Source organism: Kitasatospora sp. NPDC028055, from assembly GCF_040637885.1.
GTDB lineage: Bacteria > Actinomycetota > Actinomycetes > Streptomycetales > Streptomycetaceae > Kitasatospora.
Genome location: NZ_JBEZXE010000032.1, coordinates 1 through 19,928, shown reverse-complemented (window position 1 = coordinate 19,928; position 19,928 = coordinate 1). Strand labels below are relative to the sequence as shown.

General features: G+C 72.2%; 19 protein-coding genes. 15 read left to right on the top strand and 4 right to left on the bottom strand.

All coding sequences use genetic code 11. From position 1 onward, the window contains the following. The first annotated feature begins 1 nt into the window (after position 1). Positions 2–1,171: a winged helix DNA-binding domain-containing protein gene (locus AB0F71_RS26810; RefSeq protein WP_360238917.1), complete on the top strand. Its 1,170-nt coding sequence runs from the start codon at positions 2–4 to the stop codon at positions 1,169–1,171. Positions 1,172–1,233: 62 nt separating this feature from the next. Here the strand turns inward: AB0F71_RS26810 and AB0F71_RS26805 are convergent, their stop codons facing one another. Next, on the bottom strand, positions 1,234–3,561 hold the full coding sequence (locus AB0F71_RS26805) for a transglycosylase domain-containing protein (protein ID WP_360238915.1): 2,328 nt from the start codon (positions 3,559–3,561) through the stop codon (positions 1,234–1,236). 281 nt (positions 3,562–3,842) lie between these two features. On the opposite strand from AB0F71_RS26805, the gene AB0F71_RS26800 reads away from it, so the two are divergent. From AB0F71_RS26800 to AB0F71_RS26745, 12 genes are all read left to right on the top strand, one after another. After that, positions 3,843–4,727 (top strand): ABC-2 family transporter protein, encoded by an 885-nt coding sequence (locus AB0F71_RS26800; protein ID WP_360238913.1) that lies wholly within the window; start codon positions 3,843–3,845, stop codon positions 4,725–4,727. Then, entirely contained in the window at positions 4,720–5,547 is an 828-nt protein-coding gene (locus tag AB0F71_RS26795) for an ABC-2 family transporter protein (protein ID WP_360238911.1), read from the top strand. Before AB0F71_RS26800 ends, AB0F71_RS26795 begins: the two co-directional genes overlap by 8 nt. A 26-nt stretch (positions 5,548–5,573) precedes the next feature. Next, on the top strand, positions 5,574–6,533 hold the full coding sequence (locus AB0F71_RS26790; protein ID WP_360238909.1) for an ATP-binding cassette domain-containing protein: 960 nt from the start codon (positions 5,574–5,576) through the stop codon (positions 6,531–6,533). Between the two features lie 206 nt (positions 6,534–6,739). Then, the gene (locus tag AB0F71_RS26785; protein WP_360238907.1) at positions 6,740–7,966 is read left to right on the top strand and encodes a glycosyltransferase family 2 protein; all 1,227 of its coding nucleotides are present in this window, start codon (positions 6,740–6,742) and stop codon (positions 7,964–7,966) included. 89 nt (positions 7,967–8,055) lie between these two features. Next, positions 8,056–9,351 (top strand): nucleotide sugar dehydrogenase, encoded by a 1,296-nt coding sequence (locus AB0F71_RS26780; protein ID WP_360239113.1) that lies wholly within the window; start codon positions 8,056–8,058, stop codon positions 9,349–9,351. A gap of 115 nt (positions 9,352–9,466) precedes the next feature. Continuing rightward, positions 9,467–10,762, top strand: a complete 1,296-nt coding sequence (locus AB0F71_RS26775) for a DUF445 domain-containing protein (RefSeq protein ID WP_360238905.1) — start codon at positions 9,467–9,469, stop codon at positions 10,760–10,762. A 66-nt stretch (positions 10,763–10,828) separates the two neighbouring features. Beyond that, positions 10,829–11,899, top strand: coding sequence for an adenosine deaminase (locus AB0F71_RS26770; protein WP_360238903.1), 1,071 nt, complete (start codon positions 10,829–10,831; stop codon positions 11,897–11,899). A gap of 152 nt (positions 11,900–12,051) precedes the next feature. After that, positions 12,052–12,663, top strand: coding sequence for a toxin-antitoxin system HicB family antitoxin (locus AB0F71_RS26765; protein WP_360238901.1), 612 nt, complete (start codon positions 12,052–12,054; stop codon positions 12,661–12,663). 94 nt (positions 12,664–12,757) lie between these two features. Continuing rightward, entirely contained in the window at positions 12,758–13,597 is an 840-nt protein-coding gene (locus AB0F71_RS26760) for a DUF4097 family beta strand repeat-containing protein (protein ID WP_360238899.1), read from the top strand. Then, entirely contained in the window at positions 13,597–14,565 is a 969-nt protein-coding gene (locus tag AB0F71_RS26755; RefSeq protein WP_360238897.1) for an ATP-binding cassette domain-containing protein, read from the top strand. The genes AB0F71_RS26760 and AB0F71_RS26755 overlap by 1 nt, the downstream gene beginning before the upstream one ends. After that, on the top strand, positions 14,562–15,335 hold the full coding sequence (locus AB0F71_RS26750) for an ABC transporter permease (protein ID WP_360238895.1): 774 nt from the start codon (positions 14,562–14,564) through the stop codon (positions 15,333–15,335). Before AB0F71_RS26755 ends, AB0F71_RS26750 begins: the two co-directional genes overlap by 4 nt. 181 nt (positions 15,336–15,516) lie before the next feature. Next, positions 15,517–16,098 carry a hypothetical protein gene (locus tag AB0F71_RS26745; RefSeq protein WP_360238893.1) on the top strand — a complete coding sequence of 194 codons (582 nt, stop codon included), beginning with the start codon at positions 15,517–15,519 and terminating at the stop codon, positions 16,096–16,098. Positions 16,099–16,313: 215 nt separating this feature from the next. On the opposite strand, the gene AB0F71_RS26740 is transcribed toward AB0F71_RS26745, so the two are convergent. Further along, the gene (locus AB0F71_RS26740; RefSeq protein ID WP_360238891.1) at positions 16,314–16,712 is read right to left on the bottom strand and encodes a hypothetical protein; all 399 of its coding nucleotides are present in this window, start codon (positions 16,710–16,712) and stop codon (positions 16,314–16,316) included. A gap of 188 nt (positions 16,713–16,900) precedes the next feature. Between AB0F71_RS26740 and AB0F71_RS26735 the strand changes: the two genes are divergently transcribed. Beyond that, positions 16,901–17,656, top strand: coding sequence for a DUF6193 family natural product biosynthesis protein (locus AB0F71_RS26735; RefSeq protein ID WP_360238889.1), 756 nt, complete (start codon positions 16,901–16,903; stop codon positions 17,654–17,656). A gap of 483 nt (positions 17,657–18,139) precedes the next feature. Here AB0F71_RS26735 and AB0F71_RS26730 read toward each other — a convergent pair whose 3' ends face one another. Both AB0F71_RS26730 and AB0F71_RS26725 read right to left on the bottom strand, forming a co-directional pair. Beyond that, positions 18,140–18,325 carry a DUF397 domain-containing protein gene (locus AB0F71_RS26730; RefSeq protein WP_360238887.1) on the bottom strand — a complete coding sequence of 62 codons (186 nt, stop codon included), beginning with the start codon at positions 18,323–18,325 and terminating at the stop codon, positions 18,140–18,142. A gap of 11 nt (positions 18,326–18,336) precedes the next feature. Continuing rightward, entirely contained in the window at positions 18,337–19,182 is an 846-nt protein-coding gene (locus AB0F71_RS26725) for a helix-turn-helix transcriptional regulator (RefSeq protein ID WP_360238885.1), read from the bottom strand. Between the two features lie 229 nt (positions 19,183–19,411). On the opposite strand from AB0F71_RS26725, the gene AB0F71_RS26720 reads away from it, so the two are divergent. Continuing rightward, the gene (locus tag AB0F71_RS26720) at positions 19,412–19,873 is read left to right on the top strand and encodes an ATP-binding protein (protein WP_360238883.1); all 462 of its coding nucleotides are present in this window, start codon (positions 19,412–19,414) and stop codon (positions 19,871–19,873) included. The last annotated feature ends 55 nt before the right edge of the window (positions 19,874–19,928 follow it).

Genomic DNA, 19,928 nt, shown 5'->3' with positions numbered 1-19,928 from the left:
CATGAGCGTCCCGGTGATCGATGAGGTGGAGCGGCGGGCCCGGTTGGGGCGTCGGCAGTTGTTGGCGCCCTCGGTGCGGGCGGCGCGGGTGGAGGACGTGGCGGATGCGGTGGTCGGGCTGCACGCCACGGACGCGGCGACGGTGTACCTGTCCGCGTGCGCGCGGCTGGCGGAGCCCTCGGCGGCGGAGGTGGACCGGGCGCTGTACGAGGACGTCTCGCTGGTGAAGCTGCTGTCGATGCGGCGGACGATCTTCGCGGTGACGGAGGGCCTGGCCCCGTACGTGAGTTCGGGGGCGGCGCGGGCGATCGCGGCGAAGGAGCGGGCGACGCTGCTCAAGCACCTGCGCGACCACGCCGAGGGCTGGGACGAGGCCCGGCTGGCGGAGGCGGAGCGTGCGGTGCTGGCCGCGCTGGCCGTGCGCGGCGAGGCGACGACCAAGGAACTCGGCGAAGACGTACCGCAGTTGCGGGAGACGATGCTGATGTCGGCGGGCAAGGCGTACGCGGCGAAGCAGAGCGTGGGCAGCCGGCTGCTGCGGCTGCTGGCCTCGGACGGGCACGTGCGCCGGTGCCGTCCGCGCGGGTCCTGGTTGAGCAGCAGTTATCCGTGGGCGCTGGTGCCGCAGTGGCCGGACGTGCCGGTGCGGGAGGCGAAGGCAGAGGTGGTGCGGCGCTGGCTGGCGGCGTACGGGCCGGGCACGGTCGAGGACGTGAAGTGGTGGACGGGCTGGACGCTGGGGGACGTCCGGCGGGCGCTGGCGGACGTGGACGCGCGGGCGGTGGCGCTGGCGGGCGGCGCGGCGGCCGTGGTGCTGCCGGGGGACGAGGGACCGGTGGCGGCCCCGGAACCGTGGGCGGCGCTGTTGCCTGCGCTGGACCCGGCGGTGATGGGTTGGCGCGGACGGGACTGGTACCTGCGGCCGGAGGACGTGCCGGCGCTGTTCGACCGGGCGGGGAACGCGGGGCCGACGGTGTGGTGGTGCGGCGAGGTGGTCGGCGGCTGGGCGCAGCGGGCGGACGGTGAGCTGGTGTGGCGGCTGTTCCGGGACGTGGGGGCGGAGGCGGAGCGGGCGGTCGCGGCGGAGGCGGGGCGGTTGGCGGGGTGGCTGGGGGAGGTGCGGGTGACGCCGCGCTTCCGTACGCCGCTGGAGCGGGAGTTGGTGGCGTAGCGGGTGTTGGTGGCGTAGCGGGGGGCGGGCCCCGGCGTGGGTCTCCGCGCCGGGGCCCAGGCTCACTGGGCCGCGGGGGTGGCCGTCCCGGTGGGCCCGGTGGTGGCGGTGGGCGGGTTGCTGGGGCGGGCGGGCCGGGTCGGGGTGGGCCGGGTGCTGGGGGTGGGCTGTTCCTGGCTGGGGGTGGGCCGGGGGTTCTGCGGGCTGGGGGCGTCGGGGCCGGGCTGTTCGGTGGCGGCGGGGGCGCTGGGGGCGCCGGGGGCGTGGCCGGGCGCGGTGGGTGCGGGGGCACCGGTGGTGGCGGCGGGGGCGCTGGGGGCGCCGGTGGGGGAGGTGCTGGTGCTGGGGGTGCCGGTGGGGGTCCAGGTGTCGGGGCCCTGGTCGCCGCGGCCGGTCTGGAGGTCGAACTGCTGGGTGGGGGTGCCGTTCAGGGCGGCGGTCATGTAGTCGGTCCAGATCCGGGTGGGGAAGGCGCCGCCGTTGACCCGGCTGAGGCCTGCGGTGCCGGCCAGTGGCTCCTTGGCGTGGGTCTTCGGGTTCTCGCGGAACAGGCCGACGGTGGTGGTGAGTTCGGGGGTGTAGCCGGCGAACCAGGCGGAGAGGTTGGCGTCGGTGGTGCCGGTCTTTCCGGCGGCGGGGCGGCCCAGGTCGAGGGCGGCGGCGCCGGTGCCGCGGGGGCTGACGACGTCGCGCAGGACGTCGGTGACGGAGTCGGCGACGGTGCGGCCGACGGCGTCGGTGGCCTTGTGGTCGGGCATCTTGGGGACGTCGATCGCGCCGCCGGGGTTGACCCGTTCGAGTTTCTGGACGGACCAGGGGGTGTGTGCCTGGCCGTGGTTGGCGAGGGTGGCGTAGGCGCCGGCCAGGTCGAGAGCGCTGGGGGTGGCGGTGCCGAGGGTCATCGAGGTGTTGGCCGGGTCCATGCCGCGGACGCTGTCGGGGATGCCGAGTTTGACGGCGGTCTCGCGGACGCGGCCGAGTCCGGCGTCGACGCCTTCCTGGGCGTAGACGGAGTTGACGGACTTGACCATGGCGTAGCGCAGGGTGATGTTGCCGTAGTCGACGTCGTCCTCGTTGGGCGGGGCGTACGGGGTGGGGCCGCCGGTGACGGGGCGTTCGCTGGTGCCGTCGTAGCGGGTCTCGGTGGTGATCGGGCGGCCGTCGACGGTGTGCTGGGCGATCAGGCCGGCGGCGAGGTCGACCGGTTTGAAGGTGGAGCCGATCTGGTTGTCCTGGCGCAGGGCGTCGTTGAAGGGCTGCTTGGCGTAGTCGGGGCCGCCGTAGACGGCGACGACCCGGCCGGTGGCGGGTTCGACGGAGGCGCCGGCGACCCGGACGTCGGTGTCGGTGGTGGGGCGGGCCTTGGGGTCGAGTTCGCTGGTGAGTTCGGACTGGACGGCCTTGACGAAGGCGTCCTGCCGGGGCTTGTCGAAGGTGGTGGTGATCCGCCAGCCGCCGGCCTTGAGGGTGGCGGCGTCGATGGTGCCGGAGGAGATGAGGTAGTCGTCGGCGACGCCGACCAGGTAGCCGGCCTGGCCGGCGAGTCCGGTGGCGGGCTGGGGGTCGATGGGTTCGGGGAAGGTGGTGGCGGTGCGGTCGGTGCTGGTGAGGAAGCCGAGTTGGACCATGCCGTCGAGGGCGTAGTTCCAGCGGGCGAGGGCCTTCTCGCGGTTGGCGGGGGTGGCGGTCCTGACGTCGTAGAGGCTGGGGGCCTGGAGCAGGGAGGCGAGGTAGGCGCCCTGGCCGAGGGTGAGTTGGGAGACGTCGACGCCGTAGTAGGCGTGGGCGGCGCTCTGGATGCCGTAGGCGCCGCGGCCGAAGTAGCTGCTGTTGAGGTAGCCGGCGAGGATCTCGTTCTTGCTGCGCTGCTGGTCGACCTTGAGGGCGATGAAGAGTTCGCGGCCCTTGCGTTCGAAGGTCTGGTCCTGGGTCAGGTAGTAGTTCTTGACGTACTGCTGGGTGATGGTGGAGCCGCCCTGCATGCCCTTGCCGAGCAGGGTGTTCCAGCCGGCCCGGGCCATGCCTTTCAGGTCGATGCCGCGGTTCTGGTAGAAGGTGCGGTCCTCGGCGGAGACGACGGCCTGCTGGGTCTGCAGGGGGATCTGCTCGATCGTGACGTCGGTGCGGTTGACGGCTCCGGTACGGGCGATCTCGGTGGTGCCGTCGGCGTAGAGGTAGATGTTGTTCTGGGCGGTGGCGTGGGCGTTGGGGTCGGGCACCGGGACGATGACGTAGAGCACGGCGAAGGCGCCGACGGTGAGCAGTAGCAGTGCGGTGAGGGCGCCGAGGGTGATCCGCCAGGTGGGCAGGAGCCGGCGCCAGAGGGGGAGGGCGCGGCGGGCTTCGCGGCGGGCGGCCCGTTTGGCCTGGCGGCGGGTGCTCAACGTCATGGCGGGATTATCTGCTATTTGACGTGGGTTCAGCGGCGGCGGGGGCCTGAACTGCGTGGTTGCGCGTGCCGGTCCGTGCGCCCCGGGGTGCGCCGGAAATCCGGGTGCGGGCCGTGGGGGCCGGCGGTACGGTGAAAGGTGCAAATCGCATAGCGCGTCCACTTCGGCAGCTCCGCACGTCCGGCCCGGTACCCCCGGGGGCGGTCGGTCGGGGCCGTTGGAGCGTGCGCCGACGTCTCGCGGCGCCCGTCTGCGCCAGTAAATGTCGATAAGGAGACAATATGCACGGAGCTTCCACCGCGGAGGCGAGGCCTCCCGATACCGGCACCGCCCTCGGGCTGTCCGCCGCCGGGCTGTACGCCTCCCTCGGGCTGTACGCCGCCGTCGCCCGCGGCGCCTTCCGCCGCTACTCCACCTACCGGGCCGCCACCCTGGCCGGGACCTTCACCAACACCGTCTTCGGGGTCATCCTGGCCTCCTCCTTCCTCGCCCTCTGGCAGGCCCGCCCCAACCTCGGCGGCTACGACCAGGGCCAGGCCGTCACCTACATCTGGGTCAGCCAGGGCCTGCTGGTCACCATCGCGGTCTGGGGCGGGGGCTTCCAGGACGAGGTCCAGGACCGCTTCCGCAGCGGGGACATCGCCGTCGACCTCTACCGTCCGGTCGACTTCCAGGGCTGGTGGCTGGCCACCGACCTCGGCCGGGCCGGCTTCCAGGCGCTGGTCCGCGGCACCGTGCCGATGCTGTTCGGCGCCCTGGTGTTCCGCACCCGGATGCCCGAGAGGCCGCTGACCTGGGTGTTCTTCCTGCTCTCGGTGCTGCTCGCGCTGCTGGTCAGCTTCGGCGTGCGGTTCCTGGTCTCGATCACCGGCTTCTGGCTGCACGACTCGGAGGGGGTGCGCGCGGTGACCCTGGTGGTCTCGATGTTCTTCTCCGGGATGCTGCTGCCGATCGCGCTCTTCCCCGGCTGGCTCGGCGACCTCGCCCGGGTGCTGCCCTGGGCGGCCCTGGTCAAGGTGCCGACCGACGTCTTCCTGGAGCGGGCGGGCGGCACCGGGCTGCTGCGGGCGCTCGGCTTCCAGCTCGGCTGGGCGGCCGCGCTGCTGGCCGCGGGCCGGGGCGCGCAGTGGCTGGCGACCCGCCGGGTGGTGGTGCAGGGTGGCTGAGCCGTTCCTCGCCCGGACCTCGTGGGCGGTCCGCTCCTGGTGGCTCTGCGCCCGGATGTGGATGCGCTCGATGATGGCCTACCGGGCCTCCTTCCTGCTCAACCTGCTGGCCAGCCTGGTCACCCACTCGCTCGACTTCGTCGTGCTGGTGATCATGTTCCGGCACACCGACCAGCTCGGCGGCTGGCGCCTGCCGGAGATCGCCTTCCTCTACGCCACCGCGACCTTCTCGCTCGGCGTCGCCAACCTGCTGGTCGGCTCGGCCGACGGCCTCGGCGTACGGATCATGAACGGTTCGCTGGACACCATGCTGGTCCGCCCCGCGCCCGCGCTCTCCCAGCTGTGCGCCGAGCGGTTCAGCCTACGCCGGCTCGGCCGCCCGCTCCAGGCGGTGATCGTGCTCGCCTGGTCGCTGGCCGCCCTGGACGTGCACTGGACCTGGGACCGGGTGCTGCTGGTGCCCGTCCTGCTGGTGTGCGGCAGCGTGATCTTCGGCGCGATCTACGTCGGCGGCGCCACCGTCCAGTTCTGGTGGGGCGAGTCCAAGGAGATCCAGAACTCCTTCACCTACGGCGGCGCGACCCTGCTGCACTACCCGCCGACGGTCTTCGCCAAGGAACTGGTCGCCGGGGTGGTCTTCGGCGTCCCGCTGGCCTTCGTCAACTGGCTGCCCACCCTGCGCATCCTCGACCGGCCCGACCCGCTCGGGCTGCCCACCGCCTTCCAGTACGCCTCCCCGGTCGCCGCCGCGCTCTGCGTCGCCGCCGCCGGGCTGGCCTGGCGGGCCGGACTGCGCGCCTACCGCGGCACCGGCAGCTGACCCTCCCCGCAACGCAAGGAGCACCCATGGCACTGATCGAACTCCAGGACGTCCACCGCACCTTCACCGTGCGGGCCCGCACCGGCCGGTTCAGCCGGGTCAAGCGCGAGGTGCGCGCGGTGGACGGCCTCGGCTTCACCGTCGAGGCCGGCGAGTGCGTCGGCTACATCGGGCCCAACGGGGCCGGGAAGTCGACCACCATCAAGATGCTCACCGGCATCCTCGTCCCCAGCTCCGGCCGGCTGCGCGTCGCCGGGGTCGACCCGGCCCGCGAACGGGTCGCGCTGGCCCGCCGGATCGGCGTCGTCTTCGGGCAGCGCACCACCCTGTGGTGGGACCTCCCGCTGCGCGACTCCTTCGAACTCGCCCGCCGGATCTACCGGATCCCCGACCGGCGGTACCGCGAGAACCTCGGCCGCTGCGTCGAACTGCTCGACCTGGGCGGCCTGTTGGACACCCCCGTACGGCAGCTCTCGCTCGGCCAGCGGATGCGCGGCGACCTCGCGGCGGCCCTGCTGCACGACCCCCAGGTGCTCTACCTGGACGAGCCGACCATCGGCCTGGACGTGGTCAGCAAGGGCCGGGTGCGCGAGTTCCTGCGCGAGGTCAACCGGGACCGCGGCACCACCGTGCTGCTCACCACCCACGACCTCACCGACATCGAGCAGCTCTGCGGCCGGGTGATGGTGATCGACCACGGCCGGGTCGTCCACGACGGCGGGCTGGACGGGCTGCACGCCGCCGGGCGCAGCGAGCGGACCCTGGTGGTCGACCTGGCCGAGGCCCGGCCGCCGATCGAGGTGGCCGGGGCGCGGGTGGTGAAGGTCGAGGGGCCGCGCCAGTGGCTGGCCTTCCCGGCGCAGGAGAGCGCGGCGCCGATCGTGGCGGCGGTCGCGGCGCGGTACCCGCTGGTGGACCTCTCGGTGCGCGAGCCGGCCATCGAGGACGTGATCGCGCGGATGTACGCGGAGGTGGCGATCGGCTGAGGCGGGGCGGGGCGCGCGGGGCGGGGGCGCGCGGGGCTGAGCCGGGGCGTGCGGGGCGGCCGGTTGACGGTTCGGGCGGGCGTTCGGTTCCGGTCACCCGTCCGGGGAGGGCACGTGACTCCCCGGCGGGTGGCCGAGTTGGACGGTGCATCTCCGCCGGTCAGCGCGCCGGTGAACCAACGACTGCCCCGGAGGCCCGCCGCCCGATGACCGTACCCGACGTGACCGTGGTGGTCGCGGTCTACAACACCATGCCGTACCTCACCGCCTGTCTGGACTCGCTGGTCGGGCAGTCCCTGGGGCCGGGGCGGCTGGAAGTGGTGGTCGTCGACGACGGCTCCACGGACGGCGGCGAGGTGCTGCTGGACGAGTACGCGGCCCGGCACCCCGGGCTGTTCCGGGTGGTCCACCAGCCCAACTCGGGCGGCCCGGCGGCCCCCACCAACCGCGGCACGGACTTGGCCTGCGGGCGGTACGTGCTGTTCCTCGGCGCCGACGACTGGCTCGGTGAGGAGGCACTGGAGCGGCTGGTCGCGGCCGCCGACGCCTGGGGCTCGGACGTGGTGGTGCCCAAGCAGATCGGGGTGAACGGGCGGCTGGTGCCGCAGGGCATCTTCCACGCCGACGCCGAGTCGGTCGGCTTCGCCGACTCGGCGCTGGCCTGGGCGCTGTCCGACACCAAGCTGTTCCGGACGGACCTCGTCCGGCGCCACGGGCTGCGCCGCAACGAGGAGTTGAAGGTCTTCTCGGACCAGCCGTTCACCCTGGAGGCCTGCCTGCGGGCCGCCCGGGTGTCCGTCCTCGCCGACTACGACTACTACTTCCTGGTGCTGCGCGAGGACCGGGGCAACGTCACCGAGCGGGCCTCGGTGCTCGACCGGCTGCGCGGGATCACCGCCCTCCAGCAGGTGGCCGCCGAACTGGCCGGGCCCGGCGAGGAGTTGGACGCCATCCGGGTGCGCAGCTTCGCCTGGGACGTGCCCCGGCTGCTCCAGGACGGCTTCCTGCTGCTGGACGACGCCCTGCAACGGCGGGTGTGCGCCGAGGTCGGCCGGATGATCGAGCGCTTCGGCGCCCGCTCGGTGTACGACCGGCTGCCGGTCACCGCCCGGCTGCGGCTCGAACTCGCCGCCGCCGTACGGCCGGAGGCGCTGCGCGACCAGATCCGCTACGAGGCCGCGCACGGCGACCCGCCGGTGGTGGTGGCCGGCCGGCGGCGCTACGCGGGCTACCCGGCGTTCCGGGACGCCCGGCTCGGCCTGCCCGACGGGCTGTTCCTGCTGGGCGAGGAGCCGCTGCCGGTCGCCGCGCCGCCGCTCAACCTCGCCCAGCAGCTGTGGCGCGGCGTCGTGCCGGAGCAGGTGCGGCGCGGGCTGCGGCGCCGTCCGGCGTGGCGCAGGCTCGCCAACTCGGTGAACGGGGGCCGCGGATGAGCCCTGACGTCGACCCGGAGGTGAGCCCCGACGTCGGCCCGGAGGTGAGCCGCGACACCGGCCCGGAGGTGAGCCCGGACGAGCGCGGACTGGACGTCTGCGTGGTCGGCCTCGGCAAGCTGGGCCTGCCGCTGGCCGTGCAGTTCGCGTCGAAGGGCCACCGGGTCCTCGGCGCGGACATCGCGCCCCGGGTGGTGGAGAGCGTCAACCTGGGCGTGCCGCCGTTCCCCCGGGAGGAGGGGCTGGCCGAGGCGCTCAAGCGGGTGGTCGCCGAGGGCCGGCTGCGCGCCACCACCGACACCACGGCCGCGGTGGCCGCCTCGCAGGCCGTCGTCCTGGTCGTCCCGCTGGTCACCGCCGCCGACGGCACCCCGGACTTCGCCCTGCTCGACGCGGCCACCGACGCCGTCGCGGCCGGGCTGCGCCGCGGTGCGCTGGTCAGCTACGAGACCACGCTGCCGGTCGGCACCACCCGGGAGCGCTGGGCGCCCCGGTTGGCGGCCGGCTCCGGGCTGGCGCCCGGGGCGGACTTCGCGCTGGTGTTCAGCCCGGAGCGGGTGCGCACCGGGCGGGTCTTCGCCGACCTGCGGCGTTACCCCAAGCTGGTCGGCGGGCTGGACGCCGCCTCGCTGCGGCGCGGCGCCGAGTTCTACCGGGCGGTGCTGGACTTCGACCCGCGCCCGGACCTGCCCCGGCCCAACGGGGTGTGGGAGCTGGCCTCGGTGGAGGCGGCCGAGTTCGCCAAGCTCGCCGAGACCACGTACCGGGACGTCAACATCGCGCTGGCCAACCAGTTCGCCCGGTACGCGGACCGGGTCGGGGTGGACTTCGCCGAGGTCGCCGACGCCTGCAACTCGCAGCCGTACAGCCATCTGCACCGGCCGGGCATCGCCGTCGGCGGGCACTGCATCCCGGTGTACCCGCGGCTGTACCTGTGGAACGACCCGGCGGCGACGGTGGTCCGGGCGGCCCGGGAGGCCAATCTGGAGGTGCCCGGGTACGCGGTCGGGGTGTTGGCGGGTGCGGTGCCGGGGGGCATCGCCGGGCGGGGGGTGCTGGTGCTGGGGGCCTCGTACCGGGGCGGGGTCAAGGAGACGGCGTACTCGGGGGTGTTCCCGCTGGTGGCGGCGCTGGAGGCGGCCGGGGCCCGGCCGTACGTCGCCGATCCGCTGTACCGGGCGGAGGAGCTGGTGGCGCTCGGGCTGCCCCCGTACGGCGGGGAGCCGGTGGTGGCGGCGGTGTTGCAGGCGGACCACCCGGAGTACCGGGAGCTGGGGCCGGCGGAGCTGCCGGGGGTGCGGGTGCTGCTGGACGGGCGGCGGTGCACGGATCCGGCGCGGTGGACGGGGGCGGGGGTGCGGCGGATCGTGCTGGGCGGGGCGTGAGGGGGGCGAGGCGTGAGGGGGCGGAGGCGTGTCGGCGCGGGCGTGTCCGGGCTCCGGGGGCGTGTGATCGTGGGGCACGCCCCCGTCCGCGCCGGTCAGCGGGCAGACTGGCGGGGTGAGTGACGAAGCCTTCAGCGGGACCGGCCCCGGGGTCCGGTTCACCGCGGCCGACGAGCAGAAGAGACACGGCGTCCGCCGGATGAAGACCATCGCGACCGGCCTGCTGGCCTTCGCGACCCTGGTCTTCGCCCTCGCCACCTGGGCCAAGGCGGCCGGCGCCGGCCCCTGGGCCGGGTACGTGGCGGCCGCCGCCGAGGCGGGCATGGTCGGCGCGCTGGCCGACTGGTTCGCCGTGACGGCGCTGTTCCGCCGCCCCTTCGGCCTGCCGATCCCGCACACCGCGATCATCCCGACCAAGAAGGACGCCTTCGGGCGCTCGCTCGGCGACTTCGTCGGCGACAACTTCCTGGCCGGCCACGTGGTGCGCGGCCGGCTGGCCGCGCTCGGCGTCGGCCGCCGGCTGGGGGAGTGGCTGGCCGCACCGGGGAGCGCCGAGCGGGTCACCAAGGAGGCCTCGGCGGCGCTGCGCGGACTGCTCGCGGTGCTGCGCGACGACGACGTGCGGGCGGTGGTCGCCGAGGCGGTGACCAGGCGGGCCGCTGCGACCTCGGTGGCCGAGCCGATGGGCCGGATGCTGGGCAAGGTGGTCGCGGACGGCGGGCACCACGGCGTGGTGGACCTGGTCGCCGTCCGGGCGCACGGCTGGCTGACCGACAACCACGAGGACGTGGTCCGCAAGGTCACCCAGAAGACCCCGGGCTGGACCCCGAAGTTCCTCGACCACCAGGTCGGCGAGCGGGTCTACAAGGAACTGCTGCGCTTCGTCACCGACATCCGGGACGACCCCGACCACCCGGCCCGCGGCGCGATCGACAACTTCCTCGCCGACTTCGCCACCGAGCTGCAGAACGACCCCGAGACCATCGCCCGGGTCGAGCGCGCCAAGGGCGAGCTGCTGGCTCGCCCCGAGGTGCAGGACCTGATCAACTCCACCTGGGCGGCCGTGCGCACCCTGGTGATGGGCGCGGCCGAGGACGAGGACAGCGAACTGCGCCGGCGCATCCGCGACGGCGTGCGCCGCTTCGGCGAGCGCCTGGCCACCGACCCCAAGCTCCAGGCCAAGGTCGACGGCTGGCTGCAGGACGCCGCCCAGTACTTGGTCGACACCTACCGGACCGAGATCACCTCGCTGATCTCCGAGACGGTGGCGGGCTGGGACGCCGACGAGGCCTCGCGCAAGATCGAGGCCAACGTCGGGCGGGACCTCCAGTTCATCCGGATCAACGGCACCGTGGTCGGCGCCCTGGCCGGGCTGCTGATCCACACCGTGGCGGTGGCCCTCGGCGGGTGACCCGGGCCTCGGCCTATCCTTGCCAGCACCACTCGGTACGCGCGTAGAAGAGAAGAGGGAACGACCGTGGTCCAGCCGGACGGAAGTCGGATCGGGAACCTGGGTGACCGGAGCATCGAGGCGTTCATCGCCGGGATGCCCAAGGCGGAACTGCACGTCCACCACGTCGGCTCGGCCTCGCCGCGGATCGTCGCCGACCTGGCCTCCCGGTACGCCGGGCAGTCCAAGGTGCCGACGGACCCGGCGGCGCTCGCCGAGTACTTCACCTTCACCGACTTCGCGCACTTCATCGAGGTCTACCTGAGCGTGGTGGACCTCGTCCGCGACGCCGAGGACGTCCGGGCGCTCACCTACGGCGTGGCCGAGGACATGGCCCGGCAGAACATCCGCTACGCCGAGCTGACCCTCACCCCGTACTCCTCGGTCAGGCGCGGCATCCCCGACGTGGCCTTCATGGAGGCGATCGAGGACGCCCGGCTGCGCGCCGAGAAGGACCTCGGCGTGGTGCTGCGCTGGTGCTTCGACATCCCCGGCGAGGCCGGCCTGGAGGCCGCCGAGATCACCGCCCGGCTGGCCACCGACCTGGCCCCCGAGGGCCTGGTCAGCTTCGGTCTGGGCGGCCCGGAGATCGGTGTGCCGCGGCCCCAGTTCAAGCCGTACTTCGACCGGGCCCGGGCGGCCGGCCTGCGCTCCGTCCCGCACGCCGGTGAGACCACCGGGCCGGAGACGGTCTGGGACGCCATCCGCGAGCTCGGCGCCGAGCGCATCGGGCACGGCACCCAGGCGGTGCAGGACCCGGCGCTGGTCGACCACCTGGGCGAGCACCGCATCCCGCTGGAGGTCTGCCCGACCTCCAACATCGCCACCCGGGCGGTCGAGCGGATCGAGGACCACCCGATCAAGCGGATGGTGGACGCCGGGCTGCTGGTCACCGTCAACAGCGACGACCCGCCGATGTTCGGCACCGACCTCAACACCGAGTACGCGGTGGCGGCGCGGCTGCTGGGGCTGGACGAGACCGGGGTGGCGGCGCTGGCCCGCAACGCGGTCGAGGCCTCGTTCCTGGAGCAGGCGGGCAAGGCGCGGCTGGTCGGTGAGATCGACTCCTACCTGGCGGGCTGGCAGCAGCAGCGCTGACGTTCCCGCAGGTCAACCGCCCCGTCGACCCCTGGTCGGCGGGGCGGCGCCGTTCCTGCTGCCGTTCCTGGTGCCGGACCGCCCCGAGCGCGGTGCCAAAGTGGTGCCACTAATGGCTCGACATGGCGCCAGTGCTGTGCCATGCTCTAGCCATGGACCTCACGCCGTACGTCGAAAACCTCCGGAACGAGCTCGCGGTGGCCGCCGCCACCGGCGGGGACGAAGCGCGGGCGCTGGCCGACCGGCTGACGCTCCCGCTGGAGTCGGCCGTGCGGCTCACCCTGCTCAACGCCCTCTCCGCCGCCATGGGTGAAGTCACCCGCGACCTCGCCCCGGGCTCGGTGGACGTGCGACTGCGCGGCCTCGATCCGGAGTTCGTGGTGACGGCGCCACCGGGCTCCGGCGGCTTCCACGGTGACGAGTCGCCCGCGGTGCCGGATGCGCCGCCGTCCGTGGTGCCACCGGTGGTGCCGCCGGTGGTGCCGCCCGTGGTGCCACCGATAACGCCGTCGGTGCCCTCGGCCGGAACGCCGGAGTCGGACGAGAGCGGCACCGCCCGGATCAACCTGCGCCTGCCCGCGCACCTCAAGGCCAGGGCGGAGGAGGCCGCCGGGCAGGAGGGCCTCTCGCTCAACGCCTGGCTGGTCCGGGCCGTCGCCGGTGCGGTCGACGGCGGCGCCCGGGCCGCCCGCCCGGCTGCCGAGCTCGGTTCCCGCACCGTTCGCGGCGTCGGCGGCCAGGGCTTCACCGGCTGGGTCCAGTAGCGCCTCGCAGTACCGCCAGACCGATCGCCCCTGCAACGTCACCCCCGCTCCGACCAGCGGGGACACTCACACGAGTCAAGAGGACGGCACAGCCATGCCCACGTACGAGACCGACGGACAGATCTCCGTCTCCCTGGAATTCGAAATCGGCTCGGTGTGGATCCGGGCGACCAAGCGCACCGACACGGTCGTCGAGGTCCGGCCCACCAGCGCCGCCAAGGACGCGGACGTCAAGGCCGCCGAGCTGACCCAGGTCGACTTCTCCGGCGGCCGGCTCACCGTCAAGGGTCCCAAGCAGCGGACGGTGTTCTCCAGCAAGAAGGGCTCGATCGACCTCACGGTCGAGCTGCCGGCCGGCTCCGAGGTGCACGCCGACTCCCCGATGGCGGACTTCGTCACCGAGGGCCCGCTCGGCGACTGCCGGATCAAGACCTCCATGGGGCGGATCCAGGTCGACCGGGCCGTGGGCGCCCGGCTCAAGACCGACATGGGCGACATCCGGCTCGGCACCGTCTCCGGGGACGCCGAGGTGACGGGTTCCGGCCGGATCGAGGTCGGCGCCGTCGGCGGCCGGCTGACGGTCAAGAACAGCAACGGCGACACCGAGATCGACGAGGTGCACGGCGTGCTGACGGCCAACGCCTCCAACGGCCGGATCCACATCGGCCTCGCCGAGGGGGACGTCGAGGCCAAGACGGCGAACGGCCACATCCGGGTCGGCCAGGTCGTCCGCGGCAAGGTCGGCCTCCAGTCCGGCGTCGGGGACATCGAGGTCGGCATCGCGGAGGGCACGGCGGCCTGGCTCGACGTGCACAGCAAGTTCGGCGCCGTCCGCAACGCCCTCGACACGGCGGCCGGTCCGGGCGAGGCCCGGGAGACGGTCGAGGTCCGCGGCGCCACCCAGGTCGGCAGCATCCTCATCCGGAGGGCCTGATGGCGACGACGACGAACCCGGCAACGGCCCCGCTCGCGAGCACCGCGGCGATCTCGGTGGTCGGGCTGACCAAGAGCTACGGGGACAAGGCGGTGCTCAGGGGCGTCGACCTGTCCATCCCGGCGGGCAGCGTGTTCGCCCTGCTCGGCCCGAACGGCGCGGGCAAGACCACCACGGTGGAGATCCTCTCCACCCTCATCCCCGCCGACGGCGGCTCGGCCCGGGTGGCCGGGCACGACGTGGTCCGCCAGGCCGACGGCGTGCGGAGGGCGATCGGGGTCACCGGCCAGTTCTCGGCGGTGGACAACCTCCTCACCGCCGAGGAGAACCTGATGCTGATGGCCGACCTCAACCACGTCCCCCGTCGGGAGGGGCGGAGGCGGGCCGAGGGACTGCTGCGACGCTTCGAGCTCACCGAGGCCGCGCGCAAGCCCGTCGTCACCTTCTCCGGGGGCATGCGGCGCAAGCTCGACCTGGCGATGACCCTGGTCGGCAACCCCGAGGTGATCTTCCTGGACGAGCCCACCACCGGGCTGGACCCGCGCAGTCGGCGCACCATGTGGGAGATCATCCGGGGGCTGGTCGCCGACCACGGGGTGACGATCTTCCTCACCACCCAGTACCTGGAGGAGGCCGACCAACTCGCCGACCGCATCGCCGTCCTGGACGGTGGCCGGATCGTCGCCGAGGGCACGGCCGAGGAGTTGAAGCGGATCGTCCCCGGCGGGCGGATCCGGCTCCAGTTCTCGGACGGCGACCGACTCGCCGCCGCAGCAGCGCTGTTCGACTACGCCACCGCCGACGCGGAGGCCCTGCGGCTGGACATCCCGGGGGACAACTCGGTGCTCACCGTGAAGGCCGTACTGGACACGCTCGACAACGCCTCGGTACGGGCCGAGTCACTGGTCGTGGAGACGGCCGACCTGGACGACGTCTTCCTGCAACTCACCGGAGAGGGTGCACGATGAGCACGGCGACGGCGACGTACGTGGTCAGCGACTCGCTGACCATGCTGCGGCGGAACCTCAAGCGCGCGCAGCGGTACCCGGCGATGACCTTCTCGGTCGTGGTGATGCCGGTGATGATGCTGCTGCTCTTCAACTACGCCTTCGGGGGCGCGTTGGGAGCCGGCATCGGGGGCGGGAGCTACATCGACTACGTGACGCCGGGGATCGTCCTGATGACGGCGACGGCGGGTTCGGTCGCCACGGCGGTCGGCGTCTGCGTCGACATGACCGAGGGGATCGTCAACCGGTTCCGCACGATGCCGATCTCGCGGTCGGCGTTCCTGACCGGGCACGTGGTCGGAAGCGTGATCCAGACGATCGTCGCGCTGGTGATGGTGATCGGCGCGGCCTTCGCCATGGGGTTCCGGTCCAGCGCCGGGCCGCTGGAGTGGCTGGCGGCGGCAGGCCTGCTGCTGTTCGTGACCCTCACGCTGACCTGGATTTCGGCGGGGATCGGGCTGGTCTCCAAGACGCCGGAGAGCGCGAGCAACACGCCGCTGCCGCTGACCTTCCTGCCCTTCATCGGCAGCGCGATCGTGCCGCCGGACTCGATGCCGACCGTGCTGCGCTGGTTCGCCGAGTACCAGCCCTTCACCCCGATCATCGAGACCCTGCGCGGCCTGCTGATGGGCACCGCCATCGGCAACAGCGGCTGGATCGCCCTCGCCTGGTGCACCGGGCTGACGCTGCTCGGCTACTTCTGGTCGCGGAGCGTCTTCTACCGGCGGTGACAGGGGTACGGCCGGTAGCCGTCGGACGGCCCGGGCCGCGGGGACACCCGCAGCCCGGGCCGCCGTGGCGTTTCCGGCCCCGATCCGCTGCCGGGCCCCTGTAGTAAAGTCCGCGCAAAGCTCGGCAAAGGACCGCGCGGGGGGACGGATGGCGGCGAGGCGTCGCAAGCAGATCGCGTGGGTGCTCAGAGGTCTGGCCCTCGCCGCGTTGCTGGTGTACCTGCCGGGCCTGCACGCCTCCCGTTCGGGCGGGTTGGTGGTGGTCGAGCACTGGTGCAACCGGCCGGTGCTGCTGATCGGGTCGGCGGTGGTGCTGGTCGTGGTCTCGCTGGTGGTCCAGCTGGACTTCCGCACCTGGTTCTCGCAGATCGGCTGCGCGGCCCTGCTCGCTCCGCTCGTCGTCGCCGGGGTGCCGGTGCTGTTCCTGTCCTTCGTGTTCAGCGGTGACGGAGGCCGGGAGGAGCGTTTCGTCAGCCCGAACCGCCCGGACCGGATCCTGAGCGTCACCAACGTCTCCGGCTTCTCCATCGACCCGGTCTACCAGGTGGAGTTGGAGGCCGGCACCGGCTGGTCCACCCGCCACTGGAGCATGGGCACTTGGGACACCCGGGACGGCGACTTCGTCCGCGTCGACTGGACCGGGCCGGACCGGATCACCGTCACCGGCCGCACCTCCCTCACCGTCTTCGACGTCCTCCCCGACGGCAGCCCGGGCGAGCCCCGGGTGCTCCCCAAGCCGGAGCCCGCCGGAGCCGGGTCCTAGGCCCGAGGGTCGTCAACTGTCCCCCGAGGGCCATCAACCGACCCCCAGGCTGTTCGTGTTCGTCACCGCGGCCCCGCTGCGCCGGGCCCTTCCTCCGCACAGACCGGTACCGGTGCGTCGACGCGGCTCCACGCCCTAAGCGCGCGGACCGCTCGTCAGCCCGGTCCGGCCGGGGCGTTGCCGGATGGCGCCGGGGGCAGCGGGGCCGCCGGGGGTCACCAGACGGTGATGCCCATGGTGGCCGCCGCGCTGTGGATGGCGTTGTAGTGCGGGATCGACATGTCGGACTTCTTCTGGCCGGCCGGAAGATTCTTGTCGGCGGCGCGGAACTCGTCGCGGGCGGCGGCGAGCAGGCTGGTGCCGTAGGAGACCGGGACGTCCTTGGTGCCGTGGGCCGGGTGGGACTTGGCGGCCGTCTGGCTGCCCGCCTGGGCGAGGGTGCTGCGGGCCTGGTTGTAGGCGGCGGCCTTGACCGTCTTCGGGTTGGCGAGCCGGGCCTGGGCGACGGTGGTCGTCCGGGTCTGGTCGGCGGCCATGGCGACGGGTGCGACGGCGGCGGTGAGAGCGCCGGCGGCGACGACGGTGACGAGGGCGTTGCGGACGAGCCTGTTCATGTGAATTCCTTCCGGGAGAATTCCGAGGATTCGCCTCCGCTTCGGTCCCGGGGATCGTCGGAGTGCGAACGTCTCCGCACTACCCTGGCCTTCGAGAGCGGAAAACCCGCTTCCGTACGGTTTGTTCGGAAGTGATCGGATCAGGCCGTTTTCTGGATTCGGGGAATTCGTATCGTCAGACTGAGAGGGTGAATCCTGATCTCAACCCTGACGTCGCCGCCGCGGGGAGCCTCGCCGCCGCACTGGAGTCGGCCGCCGCCGAACTGGCCGTGGACATCACCCTGGTGCCGGGAAGGTGGGGCGACGCGGCCTCGGCGGGCATCGCCGCCCCGGCGGGCACGGTGCCCTCGGGCCCCGCGAGCGGGGGCCGGCGGGGGCCGTTGCACGTCAGCCTCTCCACCGGGGAGCAGTGCTTCGGTGTCTCCGGCTGGAGCCTGGGCACCGAGATGATCACGGGGTGGACGGCCGACCTCCGGGACGTCGTCCGGGCCGCCGTGGCCTGGGGGAGCGGTCTGAGCCTCGCGGAGCTGCGCGAACGGTTCCCGTTCCTCACGTCCTCGGAGCTCGCCGAGGCCCATGAGCACGGGGTTGCCGCCGTGGTCGGGCTGCAGTGGAGCTGGATCCGGGAACGTGCCCTGCAGGAACCGGAGTTCACCGGCTTCGGCCTGCTGGTCGCGGCAGCCGACGCGGAGCCGAGGCTCCGGCAGCTGTCCCCGGTCGTCAGCCACCGGACGCTCGTCCTCCGGGACCGGACCGGCTTCCCGTCCGATCCGGTGATCGCGATCGCTCCCGCGCAGGACGGCTGCCCGTACCGGGTGCAGCGGTTCCCGCACAGCGGGGTGATCGCCGAGGTCGGGACGGCGGAGGAGGCCGTCGCACTGGCCGTCGCCCACCTGCCCGCCGGCCTCGGTCCGGCGGTGCTCGACAGCACGGAGGACGGCTGACGGCCGGTGCCCGTCCCAGTACGGGTTGTGCGCGGGAACGCGCTTGCCGCCGGGGAATGCGAACGGCCCGGCACCTGTGGTAGGTGCCGGGCCGTCCGACTGTGGAGCGCCAGGCCCGGGTTGCACGGACTCTTCCTACTGAAAGTAGGACGTACTCTGGTAGTACCGCTGACGCCTGACGAGGATTCATGTCCCTCGCGACGAGAAGAACATTAGCAGCTCAGCGCCCATGATCCGAATCGGAGAGCGGGCGGCGGTTGTTGTCGGGAAACGCGAACGGCCCGGCACCTGTGGTAGGTGCCGGGCCGTTCGACTGTGGAGCGCCAGGCCCGGGTTGCACGGACTCTTCCTACTGAAAGTAGGACGTACTCTGGTAGTACCGCTGACGCCTGACGAGGAACTGTGTTCCTTGCGACGAGAAGAACGTTAGCAGCTCAGAGTGCATGATCCAAAACCGGTCCGGCCGGGCGGTGCGGTCGGAGGTCAGACGTCGAACTCCCCGTTGCGGATGGCGGCGACGAGGTCGCGCCACTCGGTGGGAGTGAGTTGGGCGACGGCCTCGGGCAGGAGGCTGCTGCGGACGTGGACGGCGTCGGGGGTGACGGCTACCTCCGGGCAGTTGTTGCCGTCTCCACAAGCGGTGGGCCTTTGCCAGGCGAGTTCATCCATGATGGTTCCTCTCACAGGGTCTTCACTATGCGGGAGACGAGGTCGCGCGAATCCTCAGGGCTGAGTGCCCGATCTCTCATCGCGGCAATGACGTCCTGATAGTTCTTGAGTTGGTTAACATCGGTCAGGAACGCGGGTGTTCCGATCGAGTCGAGTTGCACGGTGTCCAAGCGAGCGACTGGGCCTCGTGCATACATGACTGCCTGGCCCGCGCCCTTGAATCCACCAGCTCGGAACTCCAGTACGCGCAGTGTCACATTGGGGAGTTCGGACAGGCTGAGTAGGTGCTTGAGCTGGGCGCGAGCAACAGTCGCCCCGCCAAACATCATTCGCAAGGCCGCCTCGTGGACGATTGCCTCATAGGGCATGGGAGCGTCTCGCGTGAGGAGCAGCGCGCGGCGCATGCGGTTCTCTACTCGCGCCTCGATGTTCAGGGGCCTCAGGGGTGGGTAGACCTCGCGAAATATCTCTCGGGCGGTGTCCTCGGTCTGCATCAAGCCGGGCACGTGGCAGATCTGATAGGTCGAGATGCCGTGCGCATGGTGTTCGACCTCTGAGATATCCAGCAGACCGGTCGAAACGAGTCCGCGATGGGACTCCCACCATCCCTTCGACTTGTCCTCTGCCATCTCTGCCAGGGCGTCGACGTACGCGGCGTCGCCTTCCTCGTACTCGGATGCGAGGGCGATCACTCGCTCGGCGGTGACCGCGTACATCCCCTGTTCGATGAGCGTGATCTTTGTGCGGTTCAACCCTAGAACTGCGGCTGCCTCGGCAGTGGTCTTGCCGGCGGCATCGCGCATCTTCCGCAGCTCGATACCGATCCGCTGCTTGCGTGCGCTCGAGGTGTGGGGCATGGGGCCAAGCATCTAACGCGGCGCTGGTGAGAGTCCAGCCACTCGTTCTGGGGACATGTTCCCAACTGTATGGCACAAGTCCCAAGACTTGCCCTACAGTCTGTGATGCACCGATCACCGAACGGATCGTCAGTAACGCCGCTCGGGCTCCGAAGAACACCCATGTCCAGTGGGCTCGTTCACGGCGACGCATCCTCCGATCTCACCCGTTCCCCTCTGGGAGATCCCTGTGCGCAACCTCCTCAACTCCCCCTTCCCCTCCCTCGCGGTCTCCCGCGAGGCCCTCCACGAGGCCCTGACCAGCCTCGACTGGCCCCCGTCGCTCATCGCCGACGCCCAGCTCGCCCTGGTCGAGCTCATCGTCAACTCCTGGCGCCACGCCGACACCCCCGCCCCGGTCGTCGTCATCCTCTTCCGTGGCAACACCCTCCGGGTCGGGGTCTCCGACCGTTCCTCCGCCCTCCCCGAGCAGCGTCCCTTCGACCCCTGCTCCGAGTCCGGCCGGGGCCTCCGGCTGGTTGAAGGCCTCACCCACCGTTGGGGTGTCGAGCCCCGGAAGCTCGGCAAGACGACCTGGTTCGAGTGCGCCCTGAAAGCGCCTGGTTGTATCCCCGGCATAGCCGGGAGGAATTCGGAGGTTATTCCTGGGTCCAATGGCTTACCTGGCGTCGAAAGACTAAGGGGACCGTAGCATGCCAGTGAAGCGGTGACCGGGTCCAGATATCAGGGACGGTGCGCCGCGAGAC

Bases quoted from the DNA above. Each gene is read 5' to 3' on its own strand.
- AB0F71_RS26810 (WP_360238917.1), top strand. From the start codon at position 2: ATGAGCGTCCCGGTGATCGATGAGGTGGAGCGGCGGGCCCGGTTGGGG.
- AB0F71_RS26725 (WP_360238885.1), bottom strand. From the start codon at position 19,182: ATGCCCCACACCTCGAGCGCACGCAAGCAGCGGATCGGTATCGAGCTG.
- AB0F71_RS26740 (WP_360238891.1), bottom strand. From the start codon at position 16,712: ATGAACAGGCTCGTCCGCAACGCCCTCGTCACCGTCGTCGCCGCCGGC.
- AB0F71_RS26760 (WP_360238899.1), top strand. From the start codon at position 12,758: ATGCCCACGTACGAGACCGACGGACAGATCTCCGTCTCCCTGGAATTC.
- AB0F71_RS26755 (WP_360238897.1), top strand. From the start codon at position 13,597: ATGGCGACGACGACGAACCCGGCAACGGCCCCGCTCGCGAGCACCGCG.
- AB0F71_RS26800 (WP_360238913.1), top strand. From the start codon at position 3,843: ATGCACGGAGCTTCCACCGCGGAGGCGAGGCCTCCCGATACCGGCACC.
- AB0F71_RS26765 (WP_360238901.1), top strand. From the start codon at position 12,052: ATGGACCTCACGCCGTACGTCGAAAACCTCCGGAACGAGCTCGCGGTG.
- AB0F71_RS26730 (WP_360238887.1), bottom strand. From the start codon at position 18,325: ATGGATGAACTCGCCTGGCAAAGGCCCACCGCTTGTGGAGACGGCAAC.
- AB0F71_RS26750 (WP_360238895.1), top strand. From the start codon at position 14,562: ATGAGCACGGCGACGGCGACGTACGTGGTCAGCGACTCGCTGACCATG.
- AB0F71_RS26805 (WP_360238915.1), bottom strand. From the start codon at position 3,561: ATGACGTTGAGCACCCGCCGCCAGGCCAAACGGGCCGCCCGCCGCGAA.
- AB0F71_RS26790 (WP_360238909.1), top strand. From the start codon at position 5,574: ATGGCACTGATCGAACTCCAGGACGTCCACCGCACCTTCACCGTGCGG.
- AB0F71_RS26785 (WP_360238907.1), top strand. From the start codon at position 6,740: ATGACCGTACCCGACGTGACCGTGGTGGTCGCGGTCTACAACACCATG.